Origin of the sequence: Streptomyces sennicomposti, assembly GCF_019890635.1 — a bacterium.
Taxonomy (GTDB): Bacteria; Actinomycetota; Actinomycetes; order Streptomycetales; family Streptomycetaceae; genus Streptomyces; species Streptomyces sennicomposti.
The window spans coordinates 187,566-203,298 of record NZ_JAIOAB010000004.1; the positions used below are offsets into that span (position 1 = coordinate 187,566).

The 15,733-nt window shown below is 73.9% G+C and carries 17 protein-coding genes; 6 read left to right on the forward strand and 11 right to left on the reverse strand.

Features of this window, described 5'->3' with window-relative positions:
• Window positions 1-49 precede the first annotated feature (49 nt).
• On the reverse strand, window positions 50-661 hold the full coding sequence (locus K7787_RS04130) for a DUF4291 domain-containing protein (protein WP_223000519.1): 612 nt from the start codon (window positions 659-661) through the stop codon (window positions 50-52).
• 122 nt (window positions 662-783) lie between these two features.
• On the opposite strand from K7787_RS04130, the gene lnt reads away from it, so the two are divergent.
• Window positions 784-2,358 (forward strand): apolipoprotein N-acyltransferase, encoded by a 1,575-nt coding sequence (lnt, locus tag K7787_RS04135; RefSeq protein WP_223000520.1) that lies wholly within the window; start codon window positions 784-786, stop codon window positions 2,356-2,358.
• Here the strand turns inward: lnt and K7787_RS04140 are convergent.
• Both K7787_RS04140 and K7787_RS04145 read right to left on the reverse strand, forming a co-directional pair.
• A complete protein-coding gene (locus K7787_RS04140) occupies window positions 2,276-3,187 on the reverse strand; it encodes a Gfo/Idh/MocA family protein (protein WP_223000521.1) in 912 nt (303 codons plus the stop codon). The two genes, lnt and K7787_RS04140, sit on opposite strands and share 83 nt — an antisense overlap.
• Window positions 3,188-3,197: 10 nt before the next feature.
• The gene (locus tag K7787_RS04145) at window positions 3,198-4,382 is read right to left on the reverse strand and encodes an FAD-dependent monooxygenase (protein ID WP_223000522.1); all 1,185 of its coding nucleotides are present in this window, start codon (window positions 4,380-4,382) and stop codon (window positions 3,198-3,200) included.
• A gap of 123 nt (window positions 4,383-4,505) precedes the next feature.
• Here K7787_RS04145 and K7787_RS04150 point away from each other — a divergent pair, with 123 nt between their 5' ends.
• From K7787_RS04150 to K7787_RS32230, 3 genes are all read left to right on the forward strand, one after another.
• Window positions 4,506-5,135 (forward strand): TetR/AcrR family transcriptional regulator, encoded by a 630-nt coding sequence (locus tag K7787_RS04150; protein WP_223000523.1) that lies wholly within the window; start codon window positions 4,506-4,508, stop codon window positions 5,133-5,135.
• A gap of 27 nt (window positions 5,136-5,162) precedes the next feature.
• The gene (locus tag K7787_RS04155) at window positions 5,163-5,675 is read left to right on the forward strand and encodes a DinB family protein (RefSeq protein WP_223000524.1); all 513 of its coding nucleotides are present in this window, start codon (window positions 5,163-5,165) and stop codon (window positions 5,673-5,675) included.
• Window positions 5,676-6,163: 488 nt separating this feature from the next.
• A complete protein-coding gene (locus K7787_RS32230) occupies window positions 6,164-6,334 on the forward strand; it encodes a hypothetical protein (RefSeq protein ID WP_308036282.1) in 171 nt (56 codons plus the stop codon).
• Between the two features lie 348 nt (window positions 6,335-6,682).
• Here K7787_RS32230 and K7787_RS04165 read toward each other — a convergent pair whose 3' ends face one another.
• The 7 genes from K7787_RS04165 to K7787_RS04195 form a co-directional block, all read right to left on the reverse strand.
• A complete protein-coding gene (locus tag K7787_RS04165; protein ID WP_223000525.1) occupies window positions 6,683-7,204 on the reverse strand; it encodes a hypothetical protein in 522 nt (173 codons plus the stop codon).
• Window positions 7,205-8,030: 826 nt separating this feature from the next.
• On the reverse strand, window positions 8,031-8,714 hold the full coding sequence (gene ung, locus K7787_RS04170) for a uracil-DNA glycosylase (protein ID WP_019981443.1): 684 nt from the start codon (window positions 8,712-8,714) through the stop codon (window positions 8,031-8,033).
• Between the two features lie 91 nt (window positions 8,715-8,805).
• A complete protein-coding gene (locus K7787_RS04175) occupies window positions 8,806-10,383 on the reverse strand; it encodes an ABC transporter substrate-binding protein (RefSeq protein ID WP_169435919.1) in 1,578 nt (525 codons plus the stop codon).
• 247 nt (window positions 10,384-10,630) lie between these two features.
• On the reverse strand, window positions 10,631-11,389 hold the full coding sequence (locus K7787_RS04180) for an SDR family oxidoreductase (RefSeq protein WP_223000526.1): 759 nt from the start codon (window positions 11,387-11,389) through the stop codon (window positions 10,631-10,633).
• Between the two features lie 12 nt (window positions 11,390-11,401).
• Window positions 11,402-12,163: a 3-oxoacyl-ACP reductase FabG gene (fabG, locus tag K7787_RS04185; RefSeq protein ID WP_019981440.1), complete on the reverse strand. Its 762-nt coding sequence runs from the start codon at window positions 12,161-12,163 to the stop codon at window positions 11,402-11,404.
• A 146-nt stretch (window positions 12,164-12,309) separates the two neighbouring features.
• Complete coding sequence (locus K7787_RS04190; RefSeq protein WP_223000527.1) at window positions 12,310-12,759, reverse strand: DUF3037 domain-containing protein; 450 nt, start codon at window positions 12,757-12,759, stop codon at window positions 12,310-12,312.
• Window positions 12,756-13,520, reverse strand: coding sequence for a HipA family kinase (locus tag K7787_RS04195; protein WP_223000528.1), 765 nt, complete (start codon window positions 13,518-13,520; stop codon window positions 12,756-12,758). Before K7787_RS04195 ends, K7787_RS04190 begins: the two co-directional genes overlap by 4 nt.
• 147 nt (window positions 13,521-13,667) lie before the next feature.
• Here K7787_RS04195 and K7787_RS04200 point away from each other — a divergent pair, with 147 nt between their 5' ends.
• Window positions 13,668-14,135 carry a Rieske (2Fe-2S) protein gene (locus K7787_RS04200; protein WP_223000529.1) on the forward strand — a complete coding sequence of 156 codons (468 nt, stop codon included), beginning with the start codon at window positions 13,668-13,670 and terminating at the stop codon, window positions 14,133-14,135.
• A gap of 152 nt (window positions 14,136-14,287) precedes the next feature.
• On the forward strand, window positions 14,288-14,755 hold the full coding sequence (locus tag K7787_RS04205; protein ID WP_223000530.1) for a pyridoxamine 5'-phosphate oxidase family protein: 468 nt from the start codon (window positions 14,288-14,290) through the stop codon (window positions 14,753-14,755).
• A gap of 37 nt (window positions 14,756-14,792) precedes the next feature.
• On the opposite strand, the gene K7787_RS04210 is transcribed toward K7787_RS04205, so the two are convergent.
• Window positions 14,793-15,695, reverse strand: a complete 903-nt coding sequence (locus K7787_RS04210) for a LysR family transcriptional regulator (protein WP_223000531.1) — start codon at window positions 15,693-15,695, stop codon at window positions 14,793-14,795.
• Window positions 15,696-15,733: the final 38 nt, after the last annotated feature.

Consider the following 15,733-nt stretch of genomic DNA (forward strand, 5'->3'; position numbering starts at 1 on the left):
GAGTGCGTGCATGGCGTCGCGGGGCAGGCGGGAATGTGGCGACAGGGCCTTAGGCCCGCAGATGCGCGAGCACCTCGTCGGCGACGGGGTAGGGCCGCTCCTTCGGCAGCAGGGCGGTGGCCCGCTCCAGCTCACCCGTTCGGACCAGCGCGTGGATCTCGGCCGCGAGCGGGGTGACGTCCTCGATGCCGGTGATCCACTCGTCCGCGTACCGGGCCGCGGCCGGTCCGGCGAGGCCGAGCTGGAGGGAGCGGTACGGCAGCGGAGTGTGGTGCAGGTCCCGCTCCGGGTCCCACTGCACCCGCGCGGGCGCCTCCCGCAACCGCCGCCGCCAGGACGCCTGGTCGCCGTGCAGGGCCGGCACATGGTGGGACAGGCAGGCGTTGCGGAGCGCCCATTCGAACCCGTCCCGGCGGATCTCGACGGCGAGCACCGTCTCCTGCCCCTCCTTGGTTCCCCAGCCGCAGCGGTACATCATCCACAGGAACGACGGCTTGATCCACGTCATCCGGTCGCGCTTCCAGTCGGCCGGGAAGCGGCCGGTGCGGGCGGCGGGGCCGCCGATCTGCGGGCGGTAGGCCTGGTAGACGGTGACCGTGGTGTCGGTGTGGCGGGCGCGGATGCGGAATCGGGGCTCTGCTTCTGCGTGGTGATCGTTCACCCGGCCACCCTCGTTCCCGGCGTCCGTCCGGTGCCACCGAATATCCACTTCGCCCGCCGGGCGCGCACACTGGAGCCGTCCGCGGGGTAGGCCGGGTCGAGCACGGGTAGGAGGGCGCGCATATGAACATCTATGGCCGCTGGCTCGTCTCCCCGTGGCGCCGTTCGGTGCTCGCCGTTCTCGCGGGCGCGCTGCCCGTGTTCGCGTTTCCCGCGCCGTCGCTGTGGTGGTTCGCGTACGTCGCCCTGGTGCCGTGGCTCCTGCTCGTCCGTACGGCCCCGACCGGGCGGCGCGCCGCCTACGACGGCTGGTGCGGCGGGCTCGGTTTCATGCTGGCCGTGCACCACTGGCTGCTGCCGAGCCTGCACGTGTTCACGGTGGTGCTCGCGGCGCTGCTCGGCGCGTTGTGGGCGCCGTGGGGGTGGCTGGTGCGGCGGTTCCTCGGCGGGACGCCCCAAGCGGGGCGGGCGGCCGCCGCGCTCCTCGTGCTGCCGTCGGGCTGGCTGGCCGTCGAGTTGGTCCGGTCCTGGCAGGGGCTGGGCGGTCCCTGGGGGATGCTCGGCGCCACCCAGTGGCAGGTGGCGCCGGCGCTGCGGCTGGCGTCGGTCGGCGGCGTGTGGCTGCTGAGCCTGCTGCTGGTGGCGGTGAACGTCGCCGTCGCCCTGCTCGTCGCCGTCCGGGCGGCGCGGCTGCCCGCCGTGGCCGGACTGCTCGCCACGGCGGCGGCGACCTCGGCGGTCTGGGTGTGGGCGCCGCGCCCGGACGTGGACGGCCGGGTCCGGATAGCCGTCGTCCAGCCGGGGATCGTCGACGGGCCCGACAGCGGGCAGCGGCGGTTCGGCCTGGAGGAGCGGCTGACCCGGACCCTGGCCGGACAGCGGGTGGATCTCGTCGTGTGGGGCGAGAGCAGCGTCGGCTTCGACCTGGCCGACCGGCCGGACATCGCCGCGCGGACAGCGGCCCTGTCCCGCACGGTCGGCGCCGATGTGCTGGTCAACGTGGACGCCCGGCGCTCGGACCGGCCCGGCATCTACAAGAGTTCCGTGCTGGTCGGCCCGTCCGGCCCGACCGGCGCCCGCTACGACAAGATGCGGCTCGTCCCGTTCGGCGAGTACGTCCCGGCCCGCTCGCTGCTCGGCTGGGCGACCTCCGTCGGGAAGGCCGCCGGCGAGGACCGGATGCGGGGCACGGCGCAGACGGTGATGGACGTCGGCCACGGTCTGCGCGTCGGCCCGCTGATCTGCTTCGAGTCGGCGTTCCCCGACATGAGCCGGCATCTGGCCGCGGACGGCGCGGACGTGCTCCTCGCGCAGTCCTCCACCTCCACCTTCCAGCACAGCTGGGCGCCCGAGCAGCACGCCTCGCTCGCCGCGCTGCGCGCCGCCGAGACCGGCCGCCCCATGGTGCACGCCACCTTGACCGGGGTGTCCGCCGTCTACGGCCCGGACGGGCGGCGCGTGGGCTCCTGGCTCGGCACCGACGCGAGCACCGCACGGGTGTACGACATGCCGACCGCGCACGGGGTCACCCCGTACGTCCGCTTCGGCGACTGGCCGGTGCACGCGGCCCTGCTGGTGCTGGCCGCGGTGTGCGTGGCGGAGGGCGTACGGGTGTTCAGGCCGCGCCGGAGTGCTCCAGCACCGTCCGCACCACCCGCTCACACAGTTCGTGAGTCTCCAGCGCGTCCCGGGCGCTGAGCACCTTCCCGGCGCGCACGGCGTCCAGGAAGGACAGCACGGCCTGCTCGATGCCGCGCTGCCGGGCGACCGGCACCCAGTCACCGCGCCGCCGCACGGTCGGCTGCCCCTTGTGGTCGATGGTCTCGGCGAGGTTGACGACCTGGCGCTTGGTGTCCTGGCCGGAGACCTCGAGGATCTCCTCGGTGGAGCCGCTGAGCCGGTTCATCACGCCGAGCGCGGTGAACCCGTCGCCGCCGAGCTGGAGCACGACGTGGTGCAGCAGCCCGTCGCGCAGCCGGCCGCGCACGGTGACGTCGTCGACGGGGCCGGGGGCCAGGAACCGCAGGGTGTCCACGACGTGGATGAAGTCGTCGAGGATCATCTGCCGGGGTTCCTCGGGCAGCCCGACGCGGTTCTTCTGCATCAGGATCAGCTCGCGCGGGTGCTCCACGCACTGCGCGTAGCCGGGCGCGTGGCGCCGGTTGAAGCCGACCGCGAGCGAGACGCCCCGCTCCTCCGCGAGCGCCACCAGGCGTGCGGAGTCGGCGAGTTCGTAGGCGAGCGGCTTGTCGACGTAGGCCGGCACACCCGCCTGGAGGAGCCGGGTGACGATCTCGGGGTGGACGGCGGTGGGCGCGTGCACGAAGGCGGCGTCGAGGCCCGCGCCGAGCAGGGAGTCCAGGTCCGCGTGGCGCTGCGCGGCGGGCAGGTGGAGGCTGTCGGCGACCCGCCGCAGCGTCGCGGGCGTGCGGGTCTGCACGTGCAGTTCCACTTCGGGCTGCGTGCCGAGGACCGGCAGATAGGCCTTCTGCGCGATGTCGCCGAGTCCGATGCAGCCGACCTTCACGTGCTCTCCCTCACCGCTGGTCCGTGTCCGTCCGCACGGCAGCATACGGCGGCTGCGGGGGCCGCCAGTCGGCGATGCCGTCGAAGCCGCGCAGCAGGAGTCCGGGCCGCAGGCGGGAGGCCGTGGCGATCAGGGTGTCCCGCAGGACGATCCCGGCGCGGTTGCCCGTCATATTGACCCGCGCGACCCGGGCCGCCCGGCGGGCGATGGCGGTGGTGCGGGGCAGCCGGGCGGCGGTGTAGGCGGCGAGGTCGTCGGCGTGGTGGGCGAGGACGACGGCGTCCTCGACGGCCTGGTTGCCGCCCTGTCCGAGGGTGGGCACCATGGCGTGGGCGGCGTCGCCGAGGAGGGCGACCCGGCCGCGGTGGTAGGCGGGCAGCGGCTCGGCGATGTGGTGGACGTCGTGCCGGAGGACGTCCTCGGGGCGGGCGGCGGCCAGCACCTCGGGGACCGGGCTGTGCCAGTGGCCGAAGCGGCGCAGGAGTTCGGCCCGTTCGTCGTCGGCGGCGTGCTGTCCGGCGGGGGTCATGGCGGCGGCGTACGCGTACACCCGGCCGTCCTTGAGCGGGTGCGTGCCCCACAGGCGGCCCCGGCCCCAGGTCTCGTGGGAGGCGAAGCGGACGCCGGGCACGGGGATGACGACCCGCCAGGTGGTGAACCCGGCGTAGACGGCGCCGGGGTGGGCGGGGAACAGGGTGTGGCGGGTGGTGGAGCGGACGCCGTCGGCGCCGACCACCAGAGCGGCCTCCAGGTCGCCGTCGGGGGTGCTGACCCTGGCCGGGCGGCGCTCGTCGCCGGGGTCGGCGAGGCGTGCCTCGGCGGTGGTGCGGACGGTGCCGGGCGGCAGGAGACCGGCCAGGGTGTCGATCAGGACGGCGCGGTGGAGCAGGACGAGGGGGCCGCCGAACCGTTCGGCCGCCGCGGCGGCGTCGGTGCGGGAGATCCAGCGGCCGCCCGGGGCGCGCAGCCCGCCGTCGCCCTGCCAGGCGGCGAGGTCGCGGACGCGGTCGCCGACGCCGAGGACGTCCAGGGCGCGCAGGGCGTTCGGGGAGAGCGAGATCGCCGCGCCGACGGGCGTCAGGGAGGGGGCCCGTTCCAGCACGGTGACCGGCCGGCCGGCCAGGTGCAGGGCCGCCGCCGCGGCGAGACCTCCGATGCCGCCGCCGATGACGACGGCGGACGAGGACGGGGACATGGCTCCTCCTAGGACGCTTCCCGCACCACCGGGACTACGGATGTAGTGAATGAACGGCTCGACCATACTACGGCTGTAGTGAGCGGCGTACCACGGCCCCGGCCGGCCGGTAGGTTGATCTCCATGTCCGCCGAGTCCCCGCCTCCCGCGCATCCCTCCCGCGCCGACCGCGTCGCCGACGCCGCCCTCGCCCTGCTCGCCGAGCGCGGCATGCGAGGACTGACGCACCGCGCGGTGGACGAGGCGGCCGGGCTGCCGCAGGGCTCCACGTCGAACGTCGCCCGGACCCGGCAGGCCCTGCTGGACCTCGCGGTACGGCGACTGGCCGACCGGGAGGCGCGGGTGCTGGCCCTGCACGAGCTGCCGGACCCCGCCGGCGGCCCGGACGCCCTGGTGGACGGGCTGGCGCTGGCCACGCACCGCGCCCTGACCCGCCATCGCGAACTGACCCTCGCCCGCTACGAACTGGCCCTGGAGGCGACCCGCCGGCCCGAACTGCGCAAGCACTTCGACGCCGCCGGCGCCCGGTTCCGCGAGCAGCTCGGCGTGCTGCTCCGGGCGGCGGGGTCCACCGCACCGGACCGGCATGTGCTGTCCCTGGTCGCCTGGGCCGACGGGCTGATGTTCTCCTGCGTGGCCGGCACCTTCCACGCCGAGGTCCCGGACCTGGACGAGGTCCGCGCCGGTCTGCGGGAACTGCTGGCGGGGATGGCCGGCGGGGGCGCGTTCGGCGCGGGAAAAGGTGTGGTGTGACGCGCCCGGTCAGGAAATGATCGGGGCATGACGACCGAGCGCAGTGAGCCCGCCCAGAACGCCGACGAACGCACCATGCTGGAGGGCTGGCTGGACTACCACCGGCAGACCCTGGCCTGGAAGTGCGAGGGCCTGACCGACGAGCAGTTGCGCACGGCCTCCCTCCCGCCGTCCGAGCTGTCCCTGCTGGGTCTGGTGCGGCACATGGCGGAGGTGGAGCGGGGCTGGTTCCGCAAGGTGCTGACGGGCGAGGACGCGAAGCCCCTCTACTTCAGCGACGCGGACCCCGACGGCGAGTTCCACCTCACCGAGGCCGACACCTGGGCCGACGCCCACGCCGCCTGGCAGGCCGAGATCGAGACCGCCCGCCGCAACGCCGCCGGCTTCGGCCTGGACGACCTGTCCGCCGGCCGGGGCAGGACCACCGGCGAGCCGTTCAACCTGCGCTGGATCTACACCCACATGATCGAGGAGTACGCCCGCCACAACGGCCACGCGGACCTCCTGCGCGAGCGGATCGACGGGGCGACGGGCGACTGAGGCCTCCGCCCGCACCCCGGCCCGAGACCCCCGAAGACGCCGGAAGGCCCGGCGGTCCTATGAGGTGTACGGCGTCACCTCCGCGCCGCCGCACGCACTCGGTACGGTGCGGGAGGTCACCCGTGCGGGGCATCATCCGCCCGTCGGGCGCCCACGGGCGGCGCGGACCCAGCAGAGTGGCGCGGGTGCATCGAACGACCACCGCAACGCTTCTGGTGACCGTGGCGGTCTCGGCCCTCACCGGCTGCGTCACGGTCCAGCGATCCCCCGCCACCGGCACCGCCGGGGCCCCCGCCGGGCATCCGGCCCCGCATCCGGAGGGCGGCACCGGACGAGGAGCCGTACAGGCTCCGGCCCGTGAGGCCCTGGGACGCGTCGGACCGTCCCCCACCCGGTCCCCGGCCCGGCCCTCGGCCCCGGCGGATTCGTCCACGGAATCGCGCCGGACCCCGCCACCGTCCTCCCCGAGCCACCATCTGCGCCTGGAGGTGCCCCGGTACGAGCACAAGCCGTACGTGCCGAGCGCGCCGCGCGCGGAGATCCCCGACATCGGCCACTCGGTGCCGGGAAACGCCGGCGTCTGCGACCTCGGCAGGGAGTACGGCCACTGGTCGGCGGACAGCCCCCAGTCGAGGATCTGCGGACAGGCCTACCACTGACCGCCGGGGAGCGGGAAGCCTGGCGGGGCCACCGGCGGACACTCCTCCGCCCGGCATGACCACCGGGGACGCTCCTCCGGCCGGCATGACCAACGGCGGACGCTCCTCCGCCCGGCATGACCAACGGCGGACGCTCCTCCGCCCGGCATGACCAACGGCGGACACTCCTCCGGCCGGCATGACCACCGGCCGACGCTCCTCCGCCCGGCATGACCACCGGCGGACACTCCTCCGGCCGGCATGACCACCGGCCGACGCTCCTCCGGCCGGCATGACCTCCGGGGACACTGATCCGGCTTGCGGGACCGCCGGGGGACGCCGATCCGGCCGGTATGACCGCCGGGGGCGCTACTCCGGCCGGCGGGGCGGTCCCGGCTCGCCCGGGGTGCCGGGCCCGGACTCCCCCAGCCGCAGCGCCAGCCGGTGGATCGCCGCGCGGACGCCGTCGCCGTAGCTGTCTTCGGCCAGGGCGACGGCCGCGCCGCGGGCCTGGTGGAGATGGGCGCGGGCGGCCTCCGAGCGGCCGAGCCGGGCGTAGTCGGCGGCCAGGTTGAGCTGGAGGGACGGGTAGAGGGCGCGGACCGCCGCCGCGGCCTCGGGACCGGCGGGCCCGTCGTCGGTCAGTTCCCGGGCGGCCGAGAGCGCCCGCAGGTCCCAGGCCAGTTCGTCCATGGGGTCGTCCTGGGTGTCGGCCATGTAGTGGGCCAGCGTGCAGCGCTGCAGCGGGTCGCCGTCCTCGCCGATCTCGTGCCACAGGTCGAGGAAGCGTGTCCGGGCCTCTTCCCGGTCCCCCGCGTGATGCAGCATCACGCCCTGCCCGATCCGTGTCATCACGACGTCCGACACCGTCCGCTCCTGCCGTTCGGCCACCGCGTCCTCCAGCCCTGTCCCCGACCCGTCCCCACCGACGCTAGAGCCTGGCCGCCGGATCCCGGCGCAGACGCGTACGAAGGCCACTCCGCCGCCCGCCGACCGGGCCCCCGGCGGGCCGTTACCGCCCCGCCACGCCCTCGGCGGGCCGTTCCGGCCCGGTCCCGTTCCCCCGGACCGGGCCGACGGCCCCGCTCGGGCGGACCGGGCGCCCCGGGCACGTCAGGCGAGGGGGCGAGCCGACACCGGCACTCCGGTGCCATCGACCCGGCCCGCCGCGTGGCGCACCCCCGAGTCGGCCCCGCACCGTGGCCGCCCCCTGCGCGAGGTCCGGCCCGCACCCCGGACCGGACCACGCCCCCAGACCGGACCGCCGCCCAGCCGGACCACGTCCCTCGGACCCACCCCGCCGCCCAGCCGGCCCGCCCTCCGAACGAAGCGCCGCCCAGCCGGCCCGAGCCCCCGGGCGAACTGCCGCTCAGGCGGCGTCCCGCGCATCCCGGCAGGGCACCCCCGATTCGCCCCCGCACTCGGCTTCCCCGAGATCGGGTCCCGCCCGGGATCGGACCCCGCCCCGGGACCGAGTTCCGCCCCGGAGGCCGGACTCCACCAGAGACCGCCGCGCTCCGCCGCCGACGGAGTTCCGCTCCCGCCGAGGGTCGGCCCCGCGCCCGGGACCCCACGGACCCGGTTCCGCCGCCGTCGAATCAACCCCGTACCCGGAATCCCGGGAACCGGCGTCCCCGCCGTGGAACCGACCCCGCACCCGGGGTCCCGGGAACCGGCGTTCCGCCGCGGAACCCGCCCTCCGCGGAGCGGTCCCGTCTCAGCCCAGGTTCGGGATCCGCCAGTCGATCGGCTCGTGGCCCTGGCGGGCGACCGCCTCGTTGATCTGCGTGAACGGGCGCGAGCCGAAGAACTTCTTCGCCGACAGCGGCGAGGGGTGCGCCCCCTTCACCACCACGTGCCGGCTCTCGTCGATCAGGGGCAGCTTCTTCTGCGCGTAGTTGCCCCACAGCACGAAGACCGCCGGGTCGGGGCGGCTCGCCACCGCGCGGATCACCGCGTCGGTGAACTTCTCCCAGCCCCGCCCCTTGTGGGAGTTGGCCTCACCGGCGCGGACCGTCAGCACCGCGTTCAGCAGCAGCACGCCCTGCTCGGCCCACGGCATGAGGTAGCCGTTGTCCGGAACGGGCGTGCCCAGCTCCTCGTGCATCTCCTTGTAGATGTTGCGCAGCGACGGCGGGATCCGCACCCCGGGCCGCACCGAGAAGCACAGTCCGTGCCCCTGGCCCTCCCCGTGGTAGGGGTCCTGCCCGAGGACGAGCACCTTCACCTTGTCGTACGGCGTGGCGTCCAGCGCGGCGAAGACCTCCTCGCGCGGCGGATACACCGGCCCCTTCGCCCGCTCCTCCTCGACGAACTCGGTCAGCTCCTTGAAGTAGGGCTGCTGCAGCTCGTCGCCCAGAACCCCGCGCCAGGACTCGGGCAGCATGGCGATGTCGGTCACGTCAACGTCCTCACGATGTACGGTCACTTCCAGGTCACCGAACCTACAGGCGACCACTGACAACGCCACCGCGCCCCCGGGAACTGCCCGCCTACCAGCTGGTCTTGCGGTACAGCTCCCACATGGTCATGATCGACGAGGGGTCGAGCGCCCGCTCACCGCCCGAGATGTCCTCGCTGGCGGCCACGTACTGCCGGCCCTGCCACAGCGGCAGCAGCCGCGCGTCGTCCACCAGGATCTGCTGCGCCTGCTCGAACTCCTTCACCACGGCCGCGCGGTCGCTCTCGCGCCGCGACTCGGGCAGCAGCACCCTGGTGATCTCGGGCGCCGGATAGGGCGTGCCGAGCGCGTTCTGCTGGCCGACGAACGGGGCGATGAAGTTGTCCGGGTCGGGGAAGTCCGGGGACCAGCCGCGCCCGAACACCGGGTACTCGCCCTTCTGGTAGCCCACGACGTACGTCTTCCAGGGCCGGCTGCGCAGGGTGATCGTGAAGAGGCCGGAGGCGTCGAGCTGCCGCTTGAGTTCCTCGAACTCCTTCGCGGTCTCGGAGCCGTAGCGGTCGGTGGTGTACCAGAAGGTGAGCGGCACCTTCTCCTTGATGCCCGCGGAGGCGAGGATCTGGCGGGCCTTGCTGACGCTGGGGTCGCCGAAGTCGTCGAAGAAGCCGGTGGTGTGGCCGGTCAGGCCCTTGGGGACCATGGAGTACAGCGGGTCGACGGTGTCCTTGTAGACCTCGTGCGCGATGGCCGCCCGGTCCACGATCTGGGCGACGGCCCTACGCACGGCCGGTTTCGCGGCCCACGGGTCCTTGGGGTTGAACACCAGGTAGCTGATGTCGGCGCCGGAGCCCTCCACGAGCTGGAGGTTCTGGTCGCCGTTGCCCTGGAGGGTGACGACGTCGTCGGCGGCGAGGCCGCGGTAGGTCACGTCGATCCCGCCGTTGCGCAGCTCCTTGACCATCGTCGCGGAGTCCTGGAAGTAACGGATCGTGACAGCATCGTTTCTGCGCTGGGCGTACCCCGTGTAGTGGGTGTTCTTGACCAGCTCGGCCCGCTTGCCCTCCTCGTAGGACTTCAGGGTGTACGGGCCGGAGCCGAACACCTGGCCGTCCTTGCGCAGCGAGTGGGCGGAGTAGTCGTCGGGGTCGACGATCGACATCGCGGGGGCGGCGAGCACGAACGGGAAGGTGGCGTCGGGCTTGTTGAGCCGGAAGACGACGTCCCGGCTGTCCACCGCCTGCACCTGGTCCAGGCTGCCGAGCAGCCCGGCCGGGCCGCCGGGCACGTTGATGCTCCTGATGCGGTCGATGGAGAACTTGACGGCCTGGGCGTCGAGGGTGTCCCCGTCGGCGAACTTCATGCCCGCGCGCAGCCGGCAGCGGTAGACGCGGTTGCCGGTGTCGGTGAACTCGCAGCTCTCCGCGGCGTCGGGCTGGGGCGTCGTGGCGCCGTTCGGGTAGGCCAGCAGGGTCTGGTAGATGTTGCGGAACAGCTCCCAGGAGCCGTCCCAGGAAGCCGCCGGGTCCAGCGTGGTGGGGGCGCTGGTGGTGCCCACCACGATCGCCTTGCTGGTGTCCGGGCCGCTGTCGGAAAAGACGCCGCACCCGGCCACCAGGCTTATGGACGCGATCGCCGCCGCCGGTTGCAGGCATCGGTTCCGGTTGAACACGCGCACGCTCCTCGATCCGCCGTACCACAAGAGGGTCGGCAGACCATACCGCGGGTCGTCGCCCGGTGAACCCGCTTGCGCACGGTCTTGATCAGCGCGTGACTGACTACGTTGTCATCCCCTCGCGGGGCGGCCCGCGGCGGCCCTCACGACGACGCCGGGGCCGTTTCCGTCAAGGGCGGCGGGGAAATCCTCACCGAACGGAAACGGCCCCGGCGGCCGGTCAGCGCGCCTGTGTCACGACCCGTCAGCCGACGCCGGCGTTGAGGAAGATGCCGCCGTCGACCACGAGCGTCTGACCGGTGATCCAGTCGGACTGCTCGGAGGTGAGGAAGGCCGCCGCGCCGCCGATGTCGGAGGGGACGCCGAGCCGGCCGAGCGGGTAGGACGCCGCCGCCTCCTCCTCGCGGCCCTCGTACAGCGCCTGCGCGAACTTGGTCTTCACCACGGCCGGGGCGATCGCGTTGACCCGCACCCGGGGCGCGAACTCGTGGGCGAGCTGCTGGGTGAGGTTGATCATCGCGGCCTTGCTGACGCCGTAGGCGCCGATGAACGGCGAGGGCGCGAGGCCCGCGACCGAGGCGATGTTGACGATCGCCCCGCCGTTCTCCTTCTGCCAGGCGTGCCAGGTGCGCTGCGCGAAGCCGAGCGCGGAGATCACGTTGGTCTCGAAGACCTTGCGCGCCACGTTCAGGTCGAGGTCGGCGATCGGGCCGAACACCGGGTTGGTGCCCGCGTTGTTGACCAGGTAGTCGACGCGGCCGAACGCCTCCATGACGCGCTCGACGGCCTCGGCCTGGTGCGCCTCGTCGTGCGCCTTGCCCGCGACGCCGATGACCCGGTCGGCGCCGAGCCTGTCGACGGCCTCCTTGAGGGCGTCCTCGTTGCGGCCGGTGATGCACACCCGGTCGCCGCGGGCGACCAGGGCCTCGGCGACGCCGTAGCCGATGCCGCGGCTGGCGCCGGTGACGAGGGCGACCTTGCCGGAGAGTTCCACGGAAGTCATGTGTCGGATCCCTTAGTCGAGCGGCCCGCCGGCCACGTACAGCACCTGCCCGGAGACGAAGCCCGCCGCGTCGCCGGTGAAGAAGGCGATGGCGTTGGCGATGTCCTCGGGCTCGCCGACGCGCTGCACCGGGATCTGGGTGGCGGCGGCGGCCTTGAAGTCCTCGAAGCCCATGCCGACGCGGTCGGCGGTGGCCTTGGTCATCTCGGTGGCGATGAAGCCGGGGGCGACGGAGTTGGCGGTGATGCCGAACTTGCCCAGTTCCTTGGCGAGGGTCTTGGTGAAGCCCTGCAGACCGGCCTTGGCGGCGGAGTAGTTGACCTGGCCGCGGTTGCCGAGCGCCGAGGACGAGGACAGGTTGACGATCCGGCCGAAGCCCGCGTCCACCATGTGCTTCTGGACGGCCTTGGTCATCAGGAACGAGCCGCGCAGGTGCACGTTCATGACGGTGTCCCAGTCGGAGACGCTCATCTTGAACAGCAGGTTGTCGCGGAGCACGCCCGCGTTGTTGACGAGGATGGTCGGCGCGCCGAGCTCCTCGACGATCCGCGCGACCGCCGCCTCCACCTGCGCCTCGTCGGACACGTCGGCGCCGACCGCGACGGCCCGGCCGCCGGCCGCGGTGATCTTCTCCACGGTGTCCTTGCAGGCGGCCTCGTCGAGGTCGATCACGGCGACGGCACGGCCCTCGGCGGCCAGACGTACGGCGGTGGCGGCGCCGATGCCGCGCGCGGCACCGGTGACGACGGCTACCCGCTGGTCAGTGGTGGACATGTTCTGCTTCTCCTCGCCCTTGAGAGAACCCGGTCGCCCTGGAGAGAACCCGACCTGCGGTGAGCGACCGCTTAGTACCTTCGGTAGACGTGACGCTAGAAGCCTTGGCACCCGGTGTCAACGGGACACCGGGCGGGTGTGATCCATTACCTCACCAGGAGGTCCAGCAGGCGCTCCGTCTCGGCCGCCGGATCGGCGGTGAGACCGGTGTGGACGGGGCCGGGCTGGACGATCGTGGAGCGGGGGGCGACCAGCCAGCGGAACCGCCGGCCGGCGTCGTCGCCCGCCGCCTGCCCGGCGGCCGTCCCGCCGGCGCACACGTGCTCCACGGCGCCGAGCGCGGCGCGCACCCCGGCCACGTCCGCGGCCGGGTCGAGGGCGAGCAGCCGGGCCTCGTCCAGATGGGTGCGGGCGCCGACGTAGCCCTGGGCGCGGCAGTAGACGAGCACGCCGGCGTTGACGCACTCGCCGCGCTCGATGCGCGGGACGACCCGCAGCAGCGCGTACTCGAACACGTCGCGGTCGCCGCCCTGGCCCGCCCTGGTGATGTGCCGGCCGCCCGCCTGACGGCCGCCGAGGATGTGGTGGTCGCTCACTTCGCCCCCTGAAGGCCGTCGACGCGTTCGTGGATGACGGCGGCGCGGGCCAGCAGCGGCCGCGCGTAGGCCCGGCGCAGGTCGTCGGGCGTGTCGAAGCCGGGCTCGCCGGCCAGCCAGACGTCCGGGATCTCGGCGGTCACCTCGGCGAGCAGGTCCTCGGTGACCAGGGGCGCCAGCTCGGCCGCCGCGGCCGCCACGTCGGGCCGGAAGGGGGCGAGGGCGTGGTCGGAGGCGTCGTAGGGGCGGGCGGCGGAGGTCTCGGCGCCGGGCCAGTTGTGGTGCCAGATCATGGTCGCGCCGTGGTCGATGAGCCACAGCTCGCCGCGCCAGCGCAGCAGGTTGGGGTTGCGCCAGGACCGGTCCACGTTGTTGACCAGCGCGTCGAACCAGACGATCCGTCCGGCCTCGCGCGCGTCCACCGGGAAGGCGAGCGGGTCGAAGCCGAGCGCGCCGGAGAGGAAGTCCATGCCGAGGTTGGCGCCGCCGCTGGACCTCAGCAGCTCCTGCACCTGCTCCTCGGGTTCGCCGAGGCCCAGCACCGGGTCCAGGCTGATCGTCACCAGCCGGGGCACCCTCAGTCCCAGCCGGCGGGCGAGTTCACCGCAGACCACCTCGGCGACGAGCGTCTTGCGGCCCTGCCCGGCGGCGGCGAACTTCAGGACGTACGTCCCGAAGTCGTCGGCCTCCACCAGGCCGGGCAGCGAACCGCCCTCACGCAGGGGCGTGATGAACCGCGTCGCATTGACTTCCTTGAGCATCGCCCCAGGTTACTTGGGGTCCTTTCCCGCGACGACGCCATCCGGACACCGGCCCCGCGGCTCGTGTGAACGCCGGGCTGCCGCGGGCCGTACCCCTGTGCGGATCACGAGGTCCGTCCACGCAGTCCGCAGGAAGGGAACGTCGGCATGACCAGCGAATCGCTTCAGCCCCAGGGGGCGCCCGCCCGCCGTACGGTCGTGGCGGCGGTGGGCGCGACCGGGCTCGCCCTCGGGCTCGGCGCGTGCGGCTCGGACGAGCAGCCGTCCTCCGGTGCGGGTACGGGTACGGCGGACGACGGAGACTCGGGCGGCGGCGGGGCCGGTTCCGGCGGGGTGCTCGCGCGGACCGCCGACATCCCCGAGGGCGGCGGCAGGGTGTTCGCCGCGCAGGGAGTGGTGGTGACCCAGCCGGTCAAGGGCCGGTTCGAGGCGTTCTCCTCGACCTGCACCCACCAGGGCTGCGCGGTGAACCGGGTGGCGGACGGCGTGATCAGCTGCCCCTGCCACCGCAGCGAGTTCTCGGCGACGGACGGCAGCGTACGGAAGGGACCCGCGACCCGGCCGCTGCCCGCCAAGAAGATCTCCGTCGCCGGGGAGGAGATCAGGCTGGCGTGACGGCCGGTCCGGCCGCCGGATGCGGTGCGCCGAAGAGCCGTTGCGTGCGGAGGCGGGGGGCCTCATCCTCGGAGGACGTCTCCCGCCGGGGAGCCCCGGCCCTGGCGCATCCGCCGGGGACGAGGGAGACGAGAGGACAAGAGGGGGGCCGTATGACCGTCGGGCAGCGCCGGGGCCGGAAGATCATGATGACGCCGGGCGAGCTGGACGAGTTCCTCGCCACCGAGCGCACCTGCCGGGTCGCGACCGTCTCGGCCGGCGGCGCACCGCACGTCAGCGCCCTGTGGTTCGTGTGGGACGGCGCCTCGCTGTGGCTGTACTCGGTGGTGCGCAGCAGGCGCTGGGCCGATCTGCGCCGCGATCCGCGGGTGGCGGTCGTCGTCGACACGGGCGAGGAGTACGACCGGCTGCGCGGCGCGGAGCTGTCCGGCGCGGTGGACTTCGTGGGCGAGGCGCCGCGCACCGGTGAGCTGCGCGCCGAACTCGACCTGCCGGAGACGCTGTTCGCCCGCAAGTACTTCGGCCTGGAGGAGATGCCGCACGACGGCCGGCACGCGTGGCTGCGGCTGACCCCGCAGAAGACCGTCTCCTGGGACTTCCGGAAGCTGGGGGCCGTCTAACGCCTGCCCCTCCCCTGAGGGCCGGGCGTTCCCGTCCTCAGGCGATCCGCTCCCCCGCCGCCCGCAGGGCGTCCACCGCCGCGCGGATCGAGGGGCGGCGGTCGGCGTCGGCGCGCCACACGGCGTAGACGTGCCGCCGCACCGTCTGCCGAACGGGGACCGTCCGTACCCCGGCGGGCAGCGGCCCCCGCCCGAGCCGCGGCGCGACGCACACGCCGAGGCCCGCCGCGACCAGGGCGAGCTGGGTGGCGTGCTCCTGCGCGCGGTGGGCGATGCGCGGCTCCACGCCCTTGGAGCGCAGGGTGTCCAGCAGCCACTCGTGGCAGAACTCGGCCTCGGCCCAGGTGATCCAGTCGTCGTCGGCGAAGTCCTCCAGGCCGACTTCGGCACGGTCGGCGCAGGGGTGCGTGGCGGGCAGGGCCACGTCGGCGGGGTCGTCGAGGATCGGCGCGCGGGAGAGGCCCTCGGGCACGGGCAGCGGTTTGTTGTACCAGTCGAGGACGAGGGCCAGGTCGACGTCGCCGCGCTGCACGGCGCGCAGGGCGGGCGCCGGCTCCATCTCGGTGGTGGTGACGGCGAGGCCCGGGTGCCGGGTGCGCAGCTCGCACAGCGCCAGCGGGAACAGGCCGCGCGCCGCGGTGGGGAACGCGCCGAGGCGCAGTTCGCCGACGACCTGTCCGCGCCGGGCCTCCAGGTCGGACTGGGCGAGCCGGACCTGGGACAGGATGCGCGCCGCGTGCTCGGCGAGCAGGCGGCCCGCGTCGGTGAGGCGGACGCCCCGGCCGTTCCTGGCCAGGAGCTGCTGGCCGACCTCGCGTTCCAGCTTGGCCATCTGCTGGGAGACGGCCGAGGTCGTCACGTGCAGCCCGTCGGCGGCGCCGCTGACCGAGCCGTGCCGGGCGAGGGCGTCGAGGGTGCGCAGGCGCTCCAGGTTCAACATGTAAGCGATGCTACGAGATACCGGGCGCGAATTCTCGA

What these genes read in the sequence shown, in the direction of transcription:
- lnt (WP_223000520.1), top strand. Translation starts at nt 784, where the DNA reads ATGAACATCTATGGCCGCTGGCTCGTCTCCCCGTGGCGCCGTTCGGTG.
- K7787_RS04145 (WP_223000522.1), bottom strand. Translation starts at nt 4,382, where the DNA reads ATGTCCCCGTCCTCGTCCGCCGTCGTCATCGGCGGCGGCATCGGAGGT.
- K7787_RS04150 (WP_223000523.1), top strand. Translation starts at nt 4,506, where the DNA reads ATGTCCGCCGAGTCCCCGCCTCCCGCGCATCCCTCCCGCGCCGACCGC.
- K7787_RS04155 (WP_223000524.1), top strand. Translation starts at nt 5,163, where the DNA reads ATGACGACCGAGCGCAGTGAGCCCGCCCAGAACGCCGACGAACGCACC.
- K7787_RS04180 (WP_223000526.1), bottom strand. Translation starts at nt 11,389, where the DNA reads ATGACTTCCGTGGAACTCTCCGGCAAGGTCGCCCTCGTCACCGGCGCC.
- fabG (WP_019981440.1), bottom strand. Translation starts at nt 12,163, where the DNA reads ATGTCCACCACTGACCAGCGGGTAGCCGTCGTCACCGGTGCCGCGCGC.
- K7787_RS04195 (WP_223000528.1), bottom strand. Translation starts at nt 13,520, where the DNA reads ATGCTCAAGGAAGTCAATGCGACGCGGTTCATCACGCCCCTGCGTGAG.
- K7787_RS04200 (WP_223000529.1), top strand. Translation starts at nt 13,668, where the DNA reads ATGACCAGCGAATCGCTTCAGCCCCAGGGGGCGCCCGCCCGCCGTACG.
- K7787_RS04205 (WP_223000530.1), top strand. Translation starts at nt 14,288, where the DNA reads ATGACCGTCGGGCAGCGCCGGGGCCGGAAGATCATGATGACGCCGGGC.
- K7787_RS04210 (WP_223000531.1), bottom strand. Translation starts at nt 15,695, where the DNA reads ATGTTGAACCTGGAGCGCCTGCGCACCCTCGACGCCCTCGCCCGGCAC.